General features: G+C 34.3%; 9 protein-coding genes. 1 reads left to right on the plus strand and 8 read right to left on the minus strand.

Annotated elements, in window-relative coordinates; translation table 11 throughout:
- The 5 genes from ABV008_RS13030 to ABV008_RS13050 all read right to left on the minus strand — a co-directional run.
- Positions 1 to 792: TolC family protein (locus ABV008_RS13030; RefSeq protein WP_352420269.1), on the minus strand; the 792-nt coding region annotated here is incomplete at its 3' end.
- 518 nt (positions 793 to 1,310) lie between these two features.
- Positions 1,311 to 3,896: an S-layer homology domain-containing protein gene (locus ABV008_RS13035; protein ID WP_352420270.1), complete on the minus strand. Its 2,586-nt coding sequence runs from the start codon at positions 3,894 to 3,896 to the stop codon at positions 1,311 to 1,313.
- 405 nt (positions 3,897 to 4,301) lie between these two features.
- Positions 4,302 to 5,912: a CTP synthase gene (gene pyrG / locus ABV008_RS13040; RefSeq protein WP_352420271.1), complete on the minus strand. Its 1,611-nt coding sequence runs from the start codon at positions 5,910 to 5,912 to the stop codon at positions 4,302 to 4,304.
- A gap of 181 nt (positions 5,913 to 6,093) precedes the next feature.
- Entirely contained in the window at positions 6,094 to 7,248 is a 1,155-nt protein-coding gene (locus tag ABV008_RS13045; protein WP_352420272.1) for a S41 family peptidase, read from the minus strand.
- A gap of 101 nt (positions 7,249 to 7,349) precedes the next feature.
- Positions 7,350 to 8,288: an S-layer homology domain-containing protein gene (locus ABV008_RS13050; protein ID WP_352420273.1), complete on the minus strand. Its 939-nt coding sequence runs from the start codon at positions 8,286 to 8,288 to the stop codon at positions 7,350 to 7,352.
- 179 nt (positions 8,289 to 8,467) lie between these two features.
- On the opposite strand from ABV008_RS13050, the gene ABV008_RS13055 reads away from it, so the two are divergent.
- Positions 8,468 to 8,887, plus strand: coding sequence for a hypothetical protein (locus tag ABV008_RS13055; protein ID WP_352420274.1), 420 nt, complete (start codon positions 8,468 to 8,470; stop codon positions 8,885 to 8,887).
- Between the two features lie 35 nt (positions 8,888 to 8,922).
- Here ABV008_RS13055 and ABV008_RS13060 read toward each other — a convergent pair whose 3' ends face one another.
- The 3 genes from ABV008_RS13060 to ABV008_RS13070 all read right to left on the minus strand — a co-directional run bounded on the left by ABV008_RS13060 (position 8,923) and on the right by ABV008_RS13070 (position 19,728).
- On the minus strand, positions 8,923 to 10,422 hold the full coding sequence (locus ABV008_RS13060) for an S-layer homology domain-containing protein (RefSeq protein WP_352420275.1): 1,500 nt from the start codon (positions 10,420 to 10,422) through the stop codon (positions 8,923 to 8,925).
- A 236-nt stretch (positions 10,423 to 10,658) separates the two neighbouring features.
- The gene (locus ABV008_RS13065; protein WP_352420276.1) at positions 10,659 to 13,388 is read right to left on the minus strand and encodes an S-layer homology domain-containing protein; all 2,730 of its coding nucleotides are present in this window, start codon (positions 13,386 to 13,388) and stop codon (positions 10,659 to 10,661) included.
- Between the two features lie 10 nt (positions 13,389 to 13,398).
- A complete protein-coding gene (locus ABV008_RS13070; RefSeq protein ID WP_352420277.1) occupies positions 13,399 to 19,728 on the minus strand; it encodes an IPT/TIG domain-containing protein in 6,330 nt (2,109 codons plus the stop codon).
- Positions 19,729 to 19,973 lie beyond the last annotated feature (245 nt).

Below are 19,973 nucleotides of genomic sequence, written 5' to 3' on the forward strand. Positions count from 1 at the left end.
CATTGCACTGTTATCTCTAGCAGTTTCCATGGATTCTTCTAGCTTTATTTCTTCATGCTCTTTATATTCTATTTTGTCAGTAAGCTTTATTTTTTGTCCTAATGAAAGTCCTAACGTATTGTTGAAACTCATCTTTTGCAACTCATAACCCATTTCAGCCATGTCAAAACCTGATTGAGCTTGAGATACTGCAAGTTCTACTGATAGCAGCTGTTGATGTGAGATGGTACCTAGCTCATACATTTTTTTACTCTGCTCATATTGTCTATTAGCCAATTCAAAGCCTTCCTTAGCTATCTCTAAATCTTTTTCACTTTGAGACAAATCAAAGTATGCTTTTTCAACATTGTATTTTATTTCATTTTCTTTTATTTCTTTGTTCCAGGTTGATATTTGTTTTGAAAGTTTGGCTTGTCTGTCTAGAATGCCAAGGTCAAAATATTCTTTTTGGTCTACAATAGTTAATATATCAAAGTCAATAAAAGCTTTCTCCTCTCTAGATGCATTTGCAGCAGCATCTATTAGTTCTTTGTTGTTTCGGTAATCCCTCAACGTCTTTCTATCTTGATCATACTTAAGCTCTGCTCTCTTCATATCTAAATCTTGTATTCTCATATCTCTACTATGTTCTAAAGCATAGTCTATAGCCTGCTCAAGGCTTAATTCTATTTCTGTGTCTGGATCAAGTTCATTGACAACTTCATTTTCTACATCTTTATTCTCTGCATATGTAACAATGCTCATTGAAAAAATCATAACAATAACTAAAACAAGTGACAAAAGTCTTTTCATAAACTATTCCTCCCTATATATTAATAATACACTTATTTTGACTTAATTTTATTATTAATTACTTCAAAAGCTCACACAACAAAGGACTAACGTCTTAAAGAATTTTTAAATGCTAAATCTCTGTTGTTTGAGTTTTTGAGTGTGACAAGTTTCCTATCTTCCTCACCCCTTATTTTGTCCCATTAATTACCCTTATTTCAACGTTTTTTCTAACAAACTAAAAACCTTATCATCCATCCCTAAGCCCTCCTTCATTATTATTATGTACTTCTAGTATATCATTTACTTCATATCTTTAAAACAATATATTTAGCTTCAGAATTAATTTTCTTTATATAATTAAAACTGGGACAAGGTGCCTGCACCTTGCCTTTGTTGAAATATAGCCCAAAAAAGAAGAGACCCCATGGGCTTAAGATTTCTCCTTTGCCCATTGGGGTCTCTTTCTTTAATTGAGAATCATCATCTCAATAAGTTAAGTGTCTAGCACTATTTCTTGTTATTTCAATTATTCTTGCTTATTCAGCAAGTTCGATACTTACTACAACTGTCTCGCTGTCTACAGTTTTTGTAACAAATTCAACTTCCTTACCTTTGTATGCTTCGTTTAATTCTGTTGCTGTTTTTGCACCACCATATAAGTAGTCAGTTCCATCAATTGTTACCCAAACATTTCCTCTAGCATTAAATGCTAATTCAAATGTTGCTTTTTCTGTCTCTTCTCCACTGCCACCATCTGCTGAAGCAACTGCAGTTCTCTTTACATACTTAACAAATATAGTATCAGCTTCGTCAAGAGCTAATGTTACTGTATCTCCATCATTTAGATCTCTTAGAGCTATTTCTTTATTCTTTTCATTGTATACTACAAAACCATCAACTAATCTGTAAACATCTCCTGCAACTGTAATAGTTTTGCCTGAAGTGCTAAGTGTATCAATTTTTCCTGATTTAATAGCAGCGTCTTCAATTTTTGTAACTAACCCTGTAGTATTTCCAACTGTTAATGTTACAAAAGTGCCTTTTATTTCGCCTACTGCTTTTACTTTACTAGTATCTGTAACTAATACTTTTGCTTCTCCATCTACCTGAATTGTTATTTCCCATTTATCTGTAGAACTACTGAACTTTCTAACACTTGTAACCAATCCAGTATGTGTTAAAGGATCAGTGTCTGCATTAGATTTTGTAACTACTACAGCTACAACTTTATTAGCTGAGTTAGCATAGAATGTAGCACCTGTAACTTCGCTAAATTCATCAGCAGCTTCTGCCCAAGTCATAACTTCAGCTTTAGCGTAATTTGAATTGCCATCAGTATCTTCTTCTGCCCAGAATACTAAAGCACTATCTTGTAATCTGTATGAACCAACATATTTATCAGTTAATTTTGCATCAGTAGTTACTTTCTTAGTTGCTGAAAAAGCTGAATAACTATCATACTCACCATCTTCATCTACAGTAACTATAACTACTTCTCCTGCTTCGATAGTTGGTAATTTATCGCCATCTTTTAATAGAACATCATATTTTACAACTTTTTCTTCTTTGTTTAATACATCTAAATTAAAGTAATCTTTATTTCTTATTTCAAATTTTTCTGCTTTTGCTGTTACAAGTCCATAATAGTTAGATGTATCAGCTGCACCTGTATCTCCAGCAACTAGAACTACATCGCCAACTCTATTAAAGAATAATTCAACTGTTCCTTCTTCATCCATCATTGAAGCAATAACTTCATGAGTTAATTCTGCTAATTCTTCATCTTCTAAATATAAAGCATAGTCTGCCCATCCATAAGTAGTTCCATCAAGTTTGAAGGAATCATCATATGCTTTATCTACTTTACCAGTTACGCTATCGTTATAAACTTCTGCATATTTAGCAGTTTTGTTGAAAAACAAGTTGTCTCCTTCTTCTAAGTCAGCTACAGCTATTGTTTTTCCTTCTTTTACTATTGTATAATCTTTTAGGTTTACTTCATCGTCATTGAAGTCATATGCAACATTTCCATCTACTTCACTTACAACAAAGTATCCTTTTAATTCATAAGCATCAACAAATACAACTTTTTTATCTACAACAACTACTTTAGCATAGTCATATGATGCTTTTATATCGCTAAGTTTCTTAACTAATGAACCGTTAGCATATACAACAACATCATCAGCCATATCATAGTCATCTTCTGCAGCAACAACTGTTAATACGTTGTCATCAGCATCATATTCTACAGCATCATAAATTGGTGTTTCATTAACTGTATATACCGCTACTTCATCTTTGCCATTTACCCATGCAGTTAACTTTAATCCAAAATTAGCTTCTGAATCAAAATCTTCCGCAACTACTAACACATGATCTTTGTCATTTTTGTCAGTTAGTGTAATCTCATTGTCATCATTAACTTTTTCAGTCATTCTTCCAACTATTTTTTCAAATCCAAGATCATCTAATAATAATCTTTCTTCAGTATCTTCTGTTCCTGATACAACCCATTTAGTTTGTGCACCGTATCCAACTTGAATCATCATTGGAATTTCAAGTGCATTGTCAACTAATTGAGCTACTAGTCCTCTAGGAGCTGGAAGTCCTTGAGTTCCTTTAACTGCATCAAGTAAACCATTTTCGTTAGCTACGATTAGGTATCCATATGGATATCCTCCTCTAGCTTCTGCAGCTTGTTCATAGCCAAGTACTCTAACTACTAGAGTAACAGCTTGTTCATAAGTGATAGGGTCATTTAGACCAAAGTTGCCATTTGGATATCCTTTAACAAAGCCCATTTTGCTTGCTATGTTAACGTATCCTGATGCCCAGTTTTCTGCTGGAACATCTGCGAACGCTGTAGTACCTTTTGCAGCTAAAGCAGCTGGTTCTAATCCTTTTGCTCTAACTACTACTGCAGCAAATTCTGATCTTGTTATAGTATTATTTGGTTTGAATGTACCATCTGGGTAGCCAGTGAATATGCCTAATTGGCCTAGTCTTTCAACAGCATCTTCATATTCAGTTCCAACTACGTCGTTTGGAGCTGCGAAAGCGAAGCTGAAGCTACCAAGTACTAATGTAAGTACTAGTACTAATGATAAAACTTTCTTCATTGAATAAAACCTCCCTATAATATAATTATATTTTTTTCTTGTGAAGGAATTTAAAGCTTGTAGTTCAGATTGTAACTCCTTCCGAAACCAATCTGGACTTATACTTGTAGAATTAGGCAATATGTATATTACCTGCATTCTATTCCTAATTATAGCACTAACACATTTGTCCGTCAATTAGACAAGTATGTTTGTAATGAAAATGTAATATTGGGCATTTCTTGCCTCACTACTACACTAGTTATTATATAACATAATTACTGAAATTAACATTACAGTTGTATTACATTTGCTTTACAGTTTAAAGCGAAATCCTTCGCTTCGCTCAGGATAACACGTGGTGGTGCTCATGATGACGCATAATTGGTGCTCATGATGACAGTTTTATATACTCAGGATGACATTTTATAAGCTGTTGGTATTGGCCTTCGCTGCTTTTATGAACTCTCTAAATAGTGGATGACTTCTAGTAGGTCTTGACTTAAATTCTGGGTGGAACTGTACTGCTACGAACCATGGATGGTCCTTTAGCTCTACTATCTCTACTAATCTTTCATCTGGTGATACTCCACTTATAACTAGTCCATGCTCTAGCATCTTATCTCTAAACTCGTTATTAAACTCATATCTGTGTCTATGTCTTTCATATATAAGTTCGTCTTGGTATGCTTCCATTGCCTTTGCGCCTTCTGTAAGTTTACATGGATATAGACCAAGTCTCATAGTTCCTCCTAGGCTGTCTATATCTCTTTGCTCTGGCATAAGGTCGATAACTGGGTAAGGGGTATCCTCTTTTAATTCTGAGCTGTGTGCTCCTTTTAATCCTGCAACATTTCGTGCAAATTCTACTACTGCCATTTGCATACCTAAGCATATGCCTAGGAATGGTATTTTATTTTCTCTTGCATACTTAATTGCACAAATCTTTCCTTCTACTCCTCTATCTCCAAATCCACCTGGTACTAATATACCGTCTGCATTTTTAAGTAATTTACCACAATTATCTTCATCCATGTCTTCTGACTGTACCCAATCTATATCTATATCTACCTCGTTAGCTATGCCTGCATGTCTAAGGGCTTCTGCTACTGATAGATAAGCGTCTTTTAGCTCTACATATTTACCTACTAATGCTATATTTACTTTTCCTTTTGGGCTTTTAGCTTTTTCAAGCATGTCTGTCCATTCTTTTAAATCTGGTTCATTACATTTTAATCCTAAATGTTCGATAGCTAGACTTGGTAGTCCTTCTTCTTCTAATAGCATAGGTACTTCGTAAAGTGTTTCTGCATCTAGATTTTGTATTACATGATTTGAGTCCATGTCACAGAATAGTGCTATTTTATCCTTCATTTCTTGTGATAAAGGATGTTCTGATCTACATACTAATACGTCTGGACGGATACCTATACTCATAAGCTCTTTTACACTGTGCTGTGTAGGCTTAGTTTTTAGTTCTCCTGCCTTTGATAAATAAGGTACTAGTGTAACGTGGATATACATTACATTTTCTTTTCCTATGTCATATTTAATCTGTCTAATAGCTTCAAGGAATGGTAAACTCTCTATGTCTCCTACTGTTCCTCCGATTTCTGTAATAACTACATCTACATCTTTGTCTTTTGCTACTCTGAATACTCTTTCTTTTATTTCGTTTGTTATGTGAGGTATGACTTGTACTGTCCTCCCTAGGTATTCACCTTTTCTTTCTTTATTGAGTACAGACCAGTATATTTTTCCTGTAGTTACGTTTGAATATTTGCTTAGGTTAATGTCTATGAATCTTTCATAGTGTCCTAAGTCTAGGTCTGTTTCCGCACCGTCATCTGTTACGAATACTTCTCCATGCTGATATGGACTCATGGTGCCTGGGTCTACATTTATATATGGGTCAAATTTCTGGATACTTACTTTAATCCCTCTTGCTTTTAATAACTGTCCTAATGCTGCTGCTGTGATTCCTTTTCCCAGTGAGGATACTACCCCCCCTGTTACGAAAATGTATTTGGTGGACATGTAATTTATACCTCCTTGTCTTAACTGTGTCTCCGATATTTTATTAAACAACTATAGTATTTTATCTTAAGGGTTTTCATATGTCAATAAGACATAAAGAGAGATTCTTCGCTAACGCTCAGAATGACAATTTGAACGATAGCCTTAACGATTGTTTAACTATTGTTTAACTACTGTTCAGCTACTGTTCTTTTAGCACTTGTATCGCCTTTTTAAGCTGTAGGTCTTCTTCTGTTTTATTCTCTACTATTATATCCGGTTCTATACCTACTTTATTTACTGGATTCATATTAGCTGTAAGATATTCTGCTATAGTTAGTTTAATTCCTCCACCATTTACTAGGGGCATGATTGACTGCACTGTGCCCTTCCCAAAGGTAGTAGTTCCTATGATAGTACCTACCCCTAGGTCTTTTATAGCTCCTGCAAATATTTCTGATGCACTAGCACTACCTTTATTCACTAGTACTGCAAGCTTAAAGTTTACATCGTCGTTATATGAATTGTATGTTGCTATTTCTCCATTTGAATATTTTATATGAACTATGGGCCCTCTAGGTACCAGAAATCTAAGTACATTAACTACTTCATTTAAACTACCTCCTGGGTTGTTTCGTACATCAAATATTACTTTATCTACTTTTTCAATTTTAAATTGACCTAATGCTTTAAGTACATTTTCTAATGTATGTTCATTAAACTCTATTATTTTTATGTAACCAATATTGTCTTTGAGTATTTCATATTCTATTGGGTTTATAATTATAAGCTCTCTCACTATGTCAAAATAAAGAACTTTTGGCTCTCCTTCTCTCACTATACCTAGTTTAACTTTTGAACCTGGCTCTCCTCTCATGAGATCTGCTGCTTGTTTTGATGTAAAGCCTTTTATGTCTATGTCGTCTACTGATACTACGATGTCATCTGGTTTTATTCCTGCTCTAAATCCCGGGGTACCGTTTATAGGTGTCAATACTGTTACATGACCATTCTTTTCTGTTATGTGTAGTCCTATGCCTCCGAAGTCTCCTGATACTGTTTGAGTAAGCTCTTCAAACTCTTCCTTATTATAATAGAAGCTATAATCATCAAGATAGTAAAATAATCCCTTCATGGCTCCTTCCATTAGCTCTTCTTCAGTTACTTCATATGCATAGTTAGCTTTTATGAACTTAATCAGCTTACCTAAAAACTCTAAGTCTTGTTGTAGATCTATTTCTTGTTGCTGCTGAATGCTTTCTGCTTCACTAAAGACTAATGTACTAGGCGTTGATATGATAATTGTAAGTATAAGTATGAAGATTGTTCCTTTTTTAGTTAGATTTTTTATGTTCATGTTTTTCTCCTTTCGTGGATGAAATCCTTCGCTATAGCCCAGGATGACAAAAAGTAGTGTTCAGTATAACATAAATATGGTCAGCATGCCATTTTACGTTGTTACTTTAACTTAAGTGCTGGGCTTGAGCCTGATATTTCAAATGTATAGCTCCCGCTGTCTAGCAGTTTTCTATCTATTTCTATAGTTACATTTTTATATGATATGACCTGAAGTACTATTCTATTTGCTGCAGGTGCTTTAGTACTTACATGAATCTTGTATTTGCCAGGAGCATACTTCTCTACTCTAGTTACTGTCATGTTATATCCTGATGTAGGAAACTCCTTTGTTACTGTGACTAGAATCTTGCCACTGCTTTGTTTTGTAGTTACTAGATTGTTTGTGCCTGTTCCTGACCACTTTTCTTCTACTACTGAGAACGGTATGTTTTTATTCATTTCTTCTATCTCACCTTTTAATCTTTGTAAGAAAATAATACCTTCTATTGCCGTAATATTTTCTTCTGGTCTAAATGTACTGTCGCCATAGCCTTTTACTATACCCATCATGCTAGCCTTTGAGATATATTTTTTGTATTCGTCATCTAGACCTAATATATCTTTAAATGGCAAAAAGCTAGTATCTGCTAGTTGTATTTCTCTTGAAAGTTCTAGGGCCTTTACAACATATTTTACAGCTTCTTTTCTAGTTAGTTTACCTTCTACATTGCTGTCTTTCTCTAGTATCTGTTTTCCTTTAAGGTATCTTGCTGCGTTTTCTATATTAGTACTTTCGGTGTTTTTATCAATACTTTCTTTTTGATGGCTGTTTAATATAGTATAAAGTGATAATATAAAGTATTTCTTATCTAAGGTATTATTTAAGTCTGATGCTTTTGTATCTTCCTTTAACAAGTATCTAAAATGATCTTGCATAAATTGTTTGTCTATGATGCTCTCTGCCCAATGCCCCTTAAAGTTTATGTCTATATCTGCATATACAGTTAATGAGCCTAGGAAGAGGGCTATGATTAAAATAAGTACAATGTTTCTTTTCATTATACATCCCTCCCATTTATATTATATCATTGGAGAGATAATCTAATATTTCATTAATATTACAAATTAGTGTTAAGAGATTCCTCACTTCGTTCGGAATGAAAAAGTATTTACATTAAATGTTTTTATGATAGAATGTATTTAAGAAATGAAGCGGAAAAAGGTTGGAGGTGAAAAGGGTGAATAATGAGGAAAAAATAATGGATTTGCTTGAGAAATTGTATTTTGAACTACAAGGTACTAAAAAAGAATTAAAAACTGAAATTCAAGGTGTCAGAACTGAACTTAAAGATGAAATTCAAGGTCTTAGAACTGAATTAAAGGCTGAAATTCAAGAAAACAGAGAGGGCATTGAAAGGCTTGAGGTTGAAGTTCAGAAAAACAGAGAGGGCATTGAAAGGCTTGAGGTTGAAGTTCAGAAAAATAGAGAGGGCATTGAAAGGCTTGAGGTTGAAGTTCAGAAAAATAGAGAGGGCATTGAAAAACTTCAATCTGGAATGGATGAACTAAAAATAGAAGTTAATAGTCTCACTGCAAAAACTGCTCATAATGAAAATAAAATAATTGAACTTTCTAGAGATATAAAAAGAGTTAAATAAAGAGAGTCTAGGCTTGTCCTAGGCTCTCTCTCTGTTTAGTAATTTAATAGATTTTCTCTGTATCCTATTTTCATATCTTCTTGAAGATATGTGATGAATCTATTTATGAATGCAGCTGCTTCTGCTTTTGTCATGTATTCATCTGGATATATATATCCGTCTGAGGTTCCTCTTGCTATGCCTATCTGATCTGCTATATATATTGACTTTTTAGCCCAGAGAGGTATTTTATTATCGTCTCTAAATCTTGTTTTAAATGGTGGGTTTGGCGCTAACCTCTCTAGACCTAGGGATCTTATAACTATGGTTATGGCCTCTGCTCTTGTAAGATTTCCCTCTGGTAAAAATTTATTGTCTCCTACTCCGCTCATTATTTCTCTTTCTTTTATTGCTTTGATATATTGGTAGTCTGGATATTCAGCTGAAATATCTGCAAATAATGCTGGCTTTTCTTCTTGTCTTCTAGATATTCTTCTACTAGTAGTCTCTTCTTCATATGCTAAATCCATAGCTAATACAAGCCATTTAGCAAAGTCCGATCTTTTCATGTTAAGACCTGGTCCAAAGTGTTTTCTTGTGCCATCTATTACTTGAAGCCCTGCTAGTCTTTTTATATCCCATTCTGCCCAGTTACCTTTTGTATCTTCAAATTTGGGAATAAAGAGTTTTTTCTGTGTTGGCAATGTATCGAAGCGTTCTACTCCTTCTCCTATGTTTTTACGCTTGCTTACAGTACCATTTTTATCTATTGCTGGCAGTGTATATGTGTATTTCATCACTGTTTCGTCTTGTTCTGTTAGAGTATAGCCTCCGTCAAAGCTTGTCTGATATGGAAGATTGTCGAAGTATTCCATTTTCTTTGTTCTATTGAAAGATACATCTATATCTACATAACCGTATTGTTTTTCTTCCTTGTAGTTTTCATCTTCTGTTATAAAGGTAATGTCCTTGTGTATCTTTTGTGTTTCTGTGCCTCCCCAATAGTGGTCATATCCATAGATGTCTCCTGTTATTTCTTCTATTACTTTTCCTTCTGTTTCGTTTATTGAGTATACTTTTGTGCCTCCCCAACCTCCTTGGTAGTAGGTCACTGTTGGCTGATTATCGTCTATGGTTGAATTGTGTAGTTGATAGTCTGTTAGTTCATATTCTACTTCTGTGTCCCCTGTCTCTACGTTTATGGTTTCTTTGTATTTTGTGAGGCTATTTACTTCTATTGCTTGTCTGTGGTAAGTGTTATTGTCTATTTCTCTGGATAAATCTATGGTTCTCTTAAGAGTTATAGTTTTGTCTTTGCTTGTAAGATTGTATTTATAGCTAAGCTTTTTGTCTGTTTCTTTTATTTCTACTGTACCATGTAATATGGTTGGATTTCCTGTGATGAAAATCATCTCTTTGTATTCTTTTGTTTTTTTGGTGTCTCTTTCGTTTCTATGTATGCCGCCTTCGAAGCCAGCGTTGTTCAAGACTGCATAGTTAGGCATAGCTGTAAAGATTAATGTTGCTGCAATTAAAAATGATATTATTTTTTTCATTTTCAGCCTCCTTTTATAAAGTGTCATCGAAATATAATAGAAATACACGCTCTCGGTTTCGGACACGAACAGTTCTAAAGCTCATTCCGATATAAAATCCTACAACTTGCAAACTCGCTACGCTCAAACAGTGCAAGTTGCTTAACGGATTTTATATCTGCATTCGCTAAGAACTGTAGTCGCATCCTGCAAATGTTCGCTTAGTATTTCTATTATATTTCTTACTTTTATTTACTCTATCTACAAATAATGATATACCCTTCATCATTTCTTCTTATTATATATAGACTGTCACTGTTTCGTATATCGTTTAGGGTTGCTGGTTTTCCGTTTTTAATGAATAGTGCTTCTTTTACGTCTAGGTTTACTTCTGACTTGTTTATGTTCCAGCTTTCTCTAAAGTGGTTCCAGTCTCTTATATCTTTAAGTGTAATCATATCCTCTTGTCGAGATATTGAGCTAATATTTGCTGAGGATATTACTTGTCCTTCTTTGTCTCTATCTATGATGTCTATAGCTACTACCATATCTCCATAGCCTATGGCGTAAACATATTCTTTGATATAGTTTTCTTCGTCCCATCTATATCTGTCTTTTAGGAATCTGCTGTTTGTAAATTCTTCTACTGTGACTTCTTTTATTTCGTCGTATCTTGTGTCTATGATTTTTGTATCTTCGCTTATATCAAAATCTCTTCGTCTTTTTGTATCCTTTTCTGTTCCTTCTATTATGTCTATGTCGTATAGCTCAAATCCATATTGAGTTATATCGTCTATTCTTCCTCTATAAACTACTAGTCCTGTAGCTTCTATGCCTTCTACTGATATTAATGAAGCTGTATGGGTACTTGTCCCATGTGAGATGACAAATACATCATCATCTTCTTTCAAATTATATGGATGTATTAGCTTTCCATCTTTTAGTATTATGGTACTTTCGTCAAAGTACATCTCATTATAATCAACTTTTAGTTTCCCATCTCCAAATGCTATATCTTGTATTGAGTTATAATATTTCTTTTCGTATCCTGTTTTAAATACTAGCTTAATAACTTCTTCTTTACCAAAGTTGTCAGCTGTTGCTATATATGCTTCTCTTCCTAGGTAGCTTTTTAGAAGTTCTTTTGTGATTGCTCTTCCATTTATATATATGCTTGAATCGCTACTTAGTGTTAGCTTTGTATCTTGTGGAGTGTTTTTCCACTGGGTATTGTCATAGTAGGCAGGGCTTTGAAGAATTATCTCATTCCTGCTAGGATTATAGTTCACTATATCCGCCTTGTAGAGATTTGCTATTTGTCTGTCTGGTTGAGCTATATATGCTTTTATAGGCATATTCCCTTTATATTCATCAAATTCAAGCCTTATGATGTCTCCTTCTTTTATGCTGTTTATGCCTACATTTGTATTATTCTTTACTACTGGTGTAAATGGATCTATTATGTAGTCCTGCTGTATATTGTCTTGTGTAAGTGCGATTTTCCCGTTTTCTCTATCTATATATAGGACTTTGCCTATGACTATTCTTTCTCCAGGGTGAATATACTCAGGCTCTCCCATATCTAAGTATCCATTTATAGTTACTACGTTGCCATTACTTATTCTTAGAGTTACTTCTTGACCATATAGAAGGTCGTCTAGCGTAGCCCATAGGTCATTTACTCTTATATTTACTCCTTCTGCTATTTTAAAGCTGTATGTTCTGTTGTAGTAGTCTTTTATAATCATGATGCCTTGGTTTTGATTTATTTCTTGTATAAAGCCTTCTATTTCTGTTCTTTCATTTGAAAGGGCTTCTACAAATATTACATTATTCTCAGGATTTATATAGTATCTAATATAGTCATAGGTTAATATTTCAGATGGATATATTATTTTCCCATTTTTATATGCTATGAAACCTCTATTAAATATGTCTTTGTTTGATTCTTGAACTGTAATAGCTGATGAAGTACTATCATCATTTTTTATTATGAATACTTTTTTTCTGTTTGTAGTGCCGTCTATTGATTCTGTTAGTGTGTCTATTCTTTCTACTATTCCTGTTTTTATGATGTAACCTTGGTTAGTTAGTGTGTCTAAGTGTATGTTATCTATAATAGTTGCCATTTCTGCTCTCTTCATAGAACCCTTTGGAAGAAAGCTTTTATTTTCATTGCCTTTCATAATGCCTTTTTGAAGAACAGCTTCTATTAATGGGAGTTTCGCTGTATCTATGCTACTCCAGTCTTTCAGGTTGTATATTATTTGCTGAGACTGGCCTGTTATTGGTGAAAGCCCTGCTGCTCTAGCTATCCAAACTGCTACCTGTTCTCTTGAGACAGGTCTTTTCCATGTATAAGTTTTCTCTAACTTGGTTTGTAGTTGACTTCTTATGTTGTTAAGCTGAGCTTGAGTATAAGCTTCCTTGATTTCATAGGAGACCATTCTGCTTGCTAAGCTCTCTTCTAAAGCTATTCTTTCTTTTTCTGTTAGGGTTTCTATAGCTCTTGTTTCTTCTGGTGCTATAATCCCTATATTTGATGCTATCTTTATATATCCATCAGCCCAATAATCTCCAGTACTGAGAATCTTTGCTCCTCCTGTGTCTCTATTGTCTACCATGGACTGCCCTTGAAGCTGTGCTTCTGATTCAAGCCCCATGAGGCGAATTATAAGGGATATTGCTTCTTCTCTTGATATTGTTCTGTCAGGACCAAATTTTTCATCTCCTAATCCCCTTATAATTGATAGGGCACTTATCCTGTTTATTGAGTCCTTTGCCCAATGAGTTCCTATGTCTGTAAAGCTTATATTATTTTTTAGAGCTTTATAGTTTTGAATACCATCATATTGAGTGAGTCCGTCATAGGTTTGAGCATGAACTGTGGATAAGTTAGATAACGTCATTATAATTATCAACAAATACACTAAAACTTGGGGACATGCTCTAAGAGCTAATGTCCCCTTTATGTTATTTTTATACATTCAACCACCTCTATTCCTTGTATATAGCTATAAACTTGCTGTTTTCTTCAACCTGTGCTGATATATGGTATATATATTGAAGCTTACTTATGTCATAGGACTGTGTTATATTTGAGTTTACTTTGCTTAGCTTATTATCCTTTGGATTAAACTTAGCTAAGTATATATTATCTTTAACTAAATCTCCTGATTCCAACTTTATGGTGAAGTTTATTCCTTCTGTTATTTTTATTGTCTCTAAGCTCCTTTGGTTTTGCAGCACTATGTCTATCCCATAAGCCTCTGACTTAGCTTTTTCTTTTCTTGTAAGCCCTTTTGTAAGCTTAGCTTTTTCTGTACTATCAAGTCTAGATACTGTTATTATTACATTTGCATCATTTTCCTTTTTCGCTGCTGTATAATATGTGCTAAACATTAGGTTGTACATTGGAACATAAAGTGCTATATCCTTTGCATTTAGCCATATTCCTCCGCTACTATAGCTTATAGCTGATATTGGTATGGTAAGCTTAATTTTTTCATATTTATTGTATTTTGCATCTGTAAGATCTAGGTTGTATTGACTTCCCTTATAGCTTCTAGGAAAATCTACTGATATTGTTCCATTTGCATAATTGACAACTGTTTCTTTGGATTCTGTTTCGTCGTATTTATCATCTCCATCATCATACTTGGATTTAAGCGTGGTTGCTGATGCATAGTCATAGTCTATTGATTCACCATATTTATTTATTGCCCATAATCTGAAATAGTATCTGGTATCTGGCTTTAAGTCTTTTAGAATATATTCAAGTGAATCTGTCTCTGCTATAAACTCATATCCGTCTCTTGTCCTAGTAGTGCCAAATATCTTGTATCTATGGGCTCCTTCTGTTTTGTTCCATCTTAAAGTAATTGACCTTTCATGTCCAGGATATGCTACAAATCCTGTGGGACTGTCTGGCACAGGAACTACATATGTTATACCATTTTTTAATGTATATGAGCCTCCGTCTGTATTTTCTATTTTAACATCTTTAGGTCCAAGCTCTCCTGGAGGTGCAATTAATTCAATTGTTCTTTCATCTATTAGATTTACATTTGTAACTTGCGTATTTCCTATATAGACTTTTACTCCTGGTAAAAACATATTACCTTTTATGGTTACTTTTTGTCCTCCTGTATTATGAACTTCTCTTGGAGTGATACTTGTTATTTCTGGGTCTGAATAGTAGGTAAATCCATTTCTTAAGATTACTTCCCCAAGGGCAGCCTCATTTCTAATAAATATATCTACTGGTCCTAATATATCTCCTGGTGGTGTAATAACTACTAGCTCTTTATATGATGATTCTTTTGTAATTACTTTTGCTTCTCTGGCTCCTATTCTTACTGTAATATTTTCAATTCTAAAGTCATTCCCTGTAATTCTAATCTCATCTCCACCTGCTATGCTTCCTCTGTTTGGATTGACACTTTCTATTGTTGGATTGCTTTCTTTTGGTCTATAGATATAGTAAGCAGGTGCCTGTGCATCTCCTATTTTTGAAAGAGCAGAGTCTGCACTTTCTCCATCATCGTTGATGACTACTATTCTAAGTGGTTTATTCACATCTATATCTCTTCCTTTTGGTGAACGAACGTAAAGCAAAGTCTCTTCGTTGTTCTTTGAGATTATCTCTGCTTCTTGATTTCCTATCATTACTCTTACACCTTTTCTAAAATCTTTACCTGTAATGGTAAAGGTCAAGCCTCCGTCTATTGTAGATTCTGTAACATAATAGTCTACTTCGTTTGAGCCATCTGCTTTAAACACTTCTCTCTTCGGCTCTATATTTGTTATTTCAGGCTTAGAATCAGGATTTTTGATAATTATACTGCCATTTGCTGTACCTTTATCTCTATTAATTATCCTTAAAGTTTTTGTGCCTGTAGTTTCTACTGCTGGTGTAGTTACTATAAGGGTATTTGAGTCTACATATTTTACTGCTGGAGCTAATCCTCTAGTTACTACTAGCGAGTTGTCTTTTATGGCTACCTTTACACCCTCTGTTCCCTTAGTTCCAGTACCTGTCTGTAATATTATAATTCTTGACTGCTGAGGACTTAGCTTAAATACTTTTTCTGGATTATCCTTGTATTTTACTGTTACTTTGTTTGGAACGGCTACATTTCTATTGTCATAGGTTACTTTTATATCACCTATATTTACTTCTGCATATCTGCCAACTATTTTTGATGAAGCTTCTTCGTTACCTATTAATACTTCTACATCTATATCTACTCCATAGATTGGAGCAGAAGCATCTCCTGAATCCTGGGATAAGTTTTCACCTGTTTGGTCGCCAACTGCTCTACCATTAATAAATCCAGTACCTACAACTGTTACTTCTGTTCCACCAAATTTTGTTACGGTATCTGGTGTAATACTTGTAATTGTAGGCTTGGACATTCTGTATGTAAAGCCATTCTTAAGTACAACTGTACCAGCATCTGGGTTAGTTATTGTAACATCTACTTGTCCATCTTTTTCTCCTGGTGGTGTCTTTACTATAAGAACTCCATAACTCGAGTACTGAACTTCTACTGCTTCCTCCCAGCCAAAGTATACTTTTGGAAGTGCTTCTCCTTCGTCTGGCTTACTGTTTTTGTTTACATCATCAAATCTAAAATCGTCTCCATTGATTATTACCGTTTCGTAACCTGCTGTGGAGCCTTCCTTAGGATCTAAATAAGTTAGTTTAGGAAAGCTTCCTGGTACTCTAAATGTAAAGCCATCTTGTACGGTTACTGAGCCTCCATCGCTATTTATGACTGTAACTGGGACTTTAACTCTATCTGTTATCTTTTCGTCTACTGGGTAGCTAGGTGTAGTGACTAAAAGTCTATATTTTTGACCTTCTATTTCTTGGACTTTCTCTACTGCTCCTTTTTTCTCTCCAAAGTAGACTTCTATATTATCTTCTCTAAAGTCTTCTCCTATGATAACTACCTTTGTTCCACCATCTCTAGTACCTTCATTTGGTGTTATAGAATCTATTTTAGGTTCACTCTTAGGACTTAAATATGTAAATCCATTTTTCACTGTGACTCTTGTTGTGTCTGGGTTGATTATGATAACGTCCTTTAAGCCTAGTGGTAAATTATCTGGTAAAGTAAGTATTATGGTATTTTTATCTGCTACGTAAACCTCTGATGTTACTGTCGTACCATCATCAAGATCTTTTGTTGTAGTTATTAAATTCAATTCGTGCTCGTTAAATAGTACTCTGGTTCCTTCCCTTTCATAGGGATCTGTAGCGCTAGGGTTAGGAAGTACAAAGTCATCCCCTTTTATAATAACCTGTGTATATGGCCCTCCGTGCTTAGGGGTTATGGAGGTTATCTTAGGGTTGGTAGATACCCTGGTGTATGTATATTCTGATTCACCAGTTCCGCCATCAGCGTTATTTATTACTTGAAGTATTTTCTTTCCCTCTGTCCCTGGCGGAGTTGTGATTTCTACAAGAAGCACATTATTTCCTTGATTAGATCTTTTTATGCTTTCTATCTTGGCTAATTCTCCGCCTATGGTAACTGTTATAAGTGTTTCTTTGATATCATAATCAAAATCTTGTGCTTCTATAGTTACTTTTTGACCACCTTCTATTGCCCCTTTATCTGGAGATACTGATATTACATTATATTTTTTATTTTGGTTCGGTTTTTTATATTCAAAGGCACCTGAAAGTCTAGCTACACCACCATCTGGGTTAATCACTATTATGTCTCGAAGTCCTGCTTTATTAAAAGGTACACTAGGCAATTTTACTGAAATTTTAGTCCCTATTTTATTTTTTGCTCCATCAACAGCAATTAGTTTTTGGTCTTTTACTACAGTAGTTTCTAAAACCTCAGCCATATAATCTTTGTATATATCTGATTTATTTTGATGACTTAAAAGTATATCTTCTGTTGGAATTTCCCTAGGTACAGCATAGACAGTTGGTTTCTCTATTATTGTTATATCATTTTCAATGTAGCTATTTACCAGAAACATATCCCCTATAATCAATGCTACTGGTCTATGTGAAGGTCTTTGCTCTGTAGCTGTTGCTCCAAATTCTGGTGTTACCTTGTCAATCTTTGGTGTGCTTAGATAATAAAACTGTCTAAATTCTACTTTTTTACTTTTAGCATTTATGTCGGGATTGGCTTTTAAAAATTCACCAATTGTTTTTGTTCTTTGTCCGTCTGCGTTCTGAACCACAACTGTAACTTCACCTATTTCGCCAATGTTTGGAACTGCCACCTTAATTCTATTTATTGGTTTTCCCGTAATAGGTGAAACATCAAGTGTTACAATTTCAACAATCTGACCTTGGTTTTTTTGTACAAGGTACTCATTTATTGGTTTATCCGTTTCCTTAAAGAAGTATACCTTTGCACCTTCTCTAAAATCATAACCATAAATGAATACTGTTTCTCCAGATGCTTTTTTAACCATAGATGCAGTTGTATTTTCATCTATAACTGGTATGTTCTTAACTTCGCTTCCATAAACCACTTCTAATTCTGGCTTGCTTGGAACTGGCTTGTATATAAATCCTTTTTCTAAGGTCTCTTTTTCAGTGAACCAATCAATAGGATTGTCAATATCTATATTTCCACTACCATCGACCTTATAATAATTTGTCTTTATCTCAACTGTTACATCTACTAAGGTGTCTTTTGTAGTCTTTAAAGCTACTTGAGGAGTTAAAACAAAGAACATCTGAATCGCATCATCTTGATTTATTGCTACAACATCATCAGGGTCTAACACCTCATCATTATGAAGTATTCCAAACTCTGCAACTGCACCTCCAAATGTTGTTTTAACCACCCTTTTTCTTATAACATCTACAGGTACACCTGTTTGTGGATCTTCATATTTCATTTTATCGCTTGTAAATGTTAGTTCCTTCCTATCGCTAGATAATTCTGCTTGTTTTTCTTCAGATACTATTGTGCCACCATCAGTATTTACTTTCCGGAAGTTCCTACCGTAAATCCAAACTTTTTCTCCTCCTGTTTCATGTCCTTCAGTTGGATTAATCTGTGATAACATTAGTGCATTTGCAACCTGTGTATATCTATATGCGTTAGGTAGTATTTGCTGTCCATTGTCTAATGTATTTATTACCGTTACATTTACAGAGCCAATGTCTGTAGAGCTAGGGGTTCTGACTACTATTGCAGTAGTTCCATCTTCATTTGTTTCAAATCTTACAAATTCTGCTGTTTTATCGGCAAACATAACTTTCATATCACGAGTAAGGTTTGTTCCTATTACTCTTACTTCAGTTCCACCATCCCTAGTACCTGCATTTGGGGTTATGGATGTTACTTTAAAATCTTTTGGTGCAGATAATACTTGTAATTCACCTACTAAAGTAATAGCAGCATTATTTACTTTATCTACAACTTTTACATTATGATAACCACTAGAATCTACTTGTGGAACTGTGACATTTATTGAACTAGAATTGCTAAAGTTAATAGTTGCATCTGCAGTTCCAATATATACTTCTAAATTATCTTTAGATGGGAATCCTGTACCATGTATATCTAAATCAGTAAAGATATTAGCCACAAGCTTAGAAAGCTCACTTATATCATGTGCTGCTAGTTTAATGTTCTTATCTGTTGCTGTGGCTGTTGTCCCATATTTATTAGTGACTTTAATATCATACGATGCTCCATATGTATAACCTTCTGGTAGCTTTACTTTTATAAAACCTGAGCCTTGGGAAATTATCTCTGCTACACGTTCACTAGCGGCTCCGTCCTTTGCGTAAAATTTCACTTCCGTAATACTATTCTGTTCGCCACTAGGATTGAAGTTAAGTCCTTGTATTTCAATATAAGTATTCTTCTCTTTTTTTGCAGTTCCATCAGGATTTTTAAGAATTTCACCCTTGGAATCTCTTAGTATTTTGATTTCTGTATTTGTAATTACGCCTGTTATAACTGGGTCTTCTATGTACGTAAATTCTTTACTTGCCCCACCAAATCCTACTCTATTTATATCTAAGTAAGCTAAACCAGAAGAGCCTTCAGGTATTTGAATAGACATTTCTGTATTGCTTATTGTTCTAATTACGGCTTGTTCCTCATTCATACCCTGACTTACTGTAGCTGTTATTACTGAACTATCTTTATCTGTTCCAAAGTTAGCACCTCGTACTGTGATTCTTCCTCCATTTACAGAAACCTTATTAGGTTCTATACTGGTAATAGTTATCTGTTCATCAGGTGCAGCTAGTACTACAAAGTTGTCAATTGGAATAAATGTAATCAACATTAAAACCGACAGTATTGTTGCTATGATTTTCTTCAAATCTATCCTCTCCTTAAAAATATGTCCTAGTAATATTATCGACAGGGCAAACTACTCAGTTAAATTACAATATCATTACAATAAGGAAATATATTGGTTGATGCTTAGTATGACAAATCTAGTGCCATATTCTTTTATTATTCAACATATTTCTCTTTTTTCCTGCAATACCATTCTCCTATTTGTAACACAAATGAAATGAAAATATTGTGGTTACTTTGATATAATTAAGAAAAAGTATTAGT

The sequence above is a fragment of the Proteiniborus sp. genome, from assembly GCF_040308045.1.
Lineage (GTDB): Bacteria > Bacillota > Clostridia > Tissierellales > Proteiniboraceae > Proteiniborus.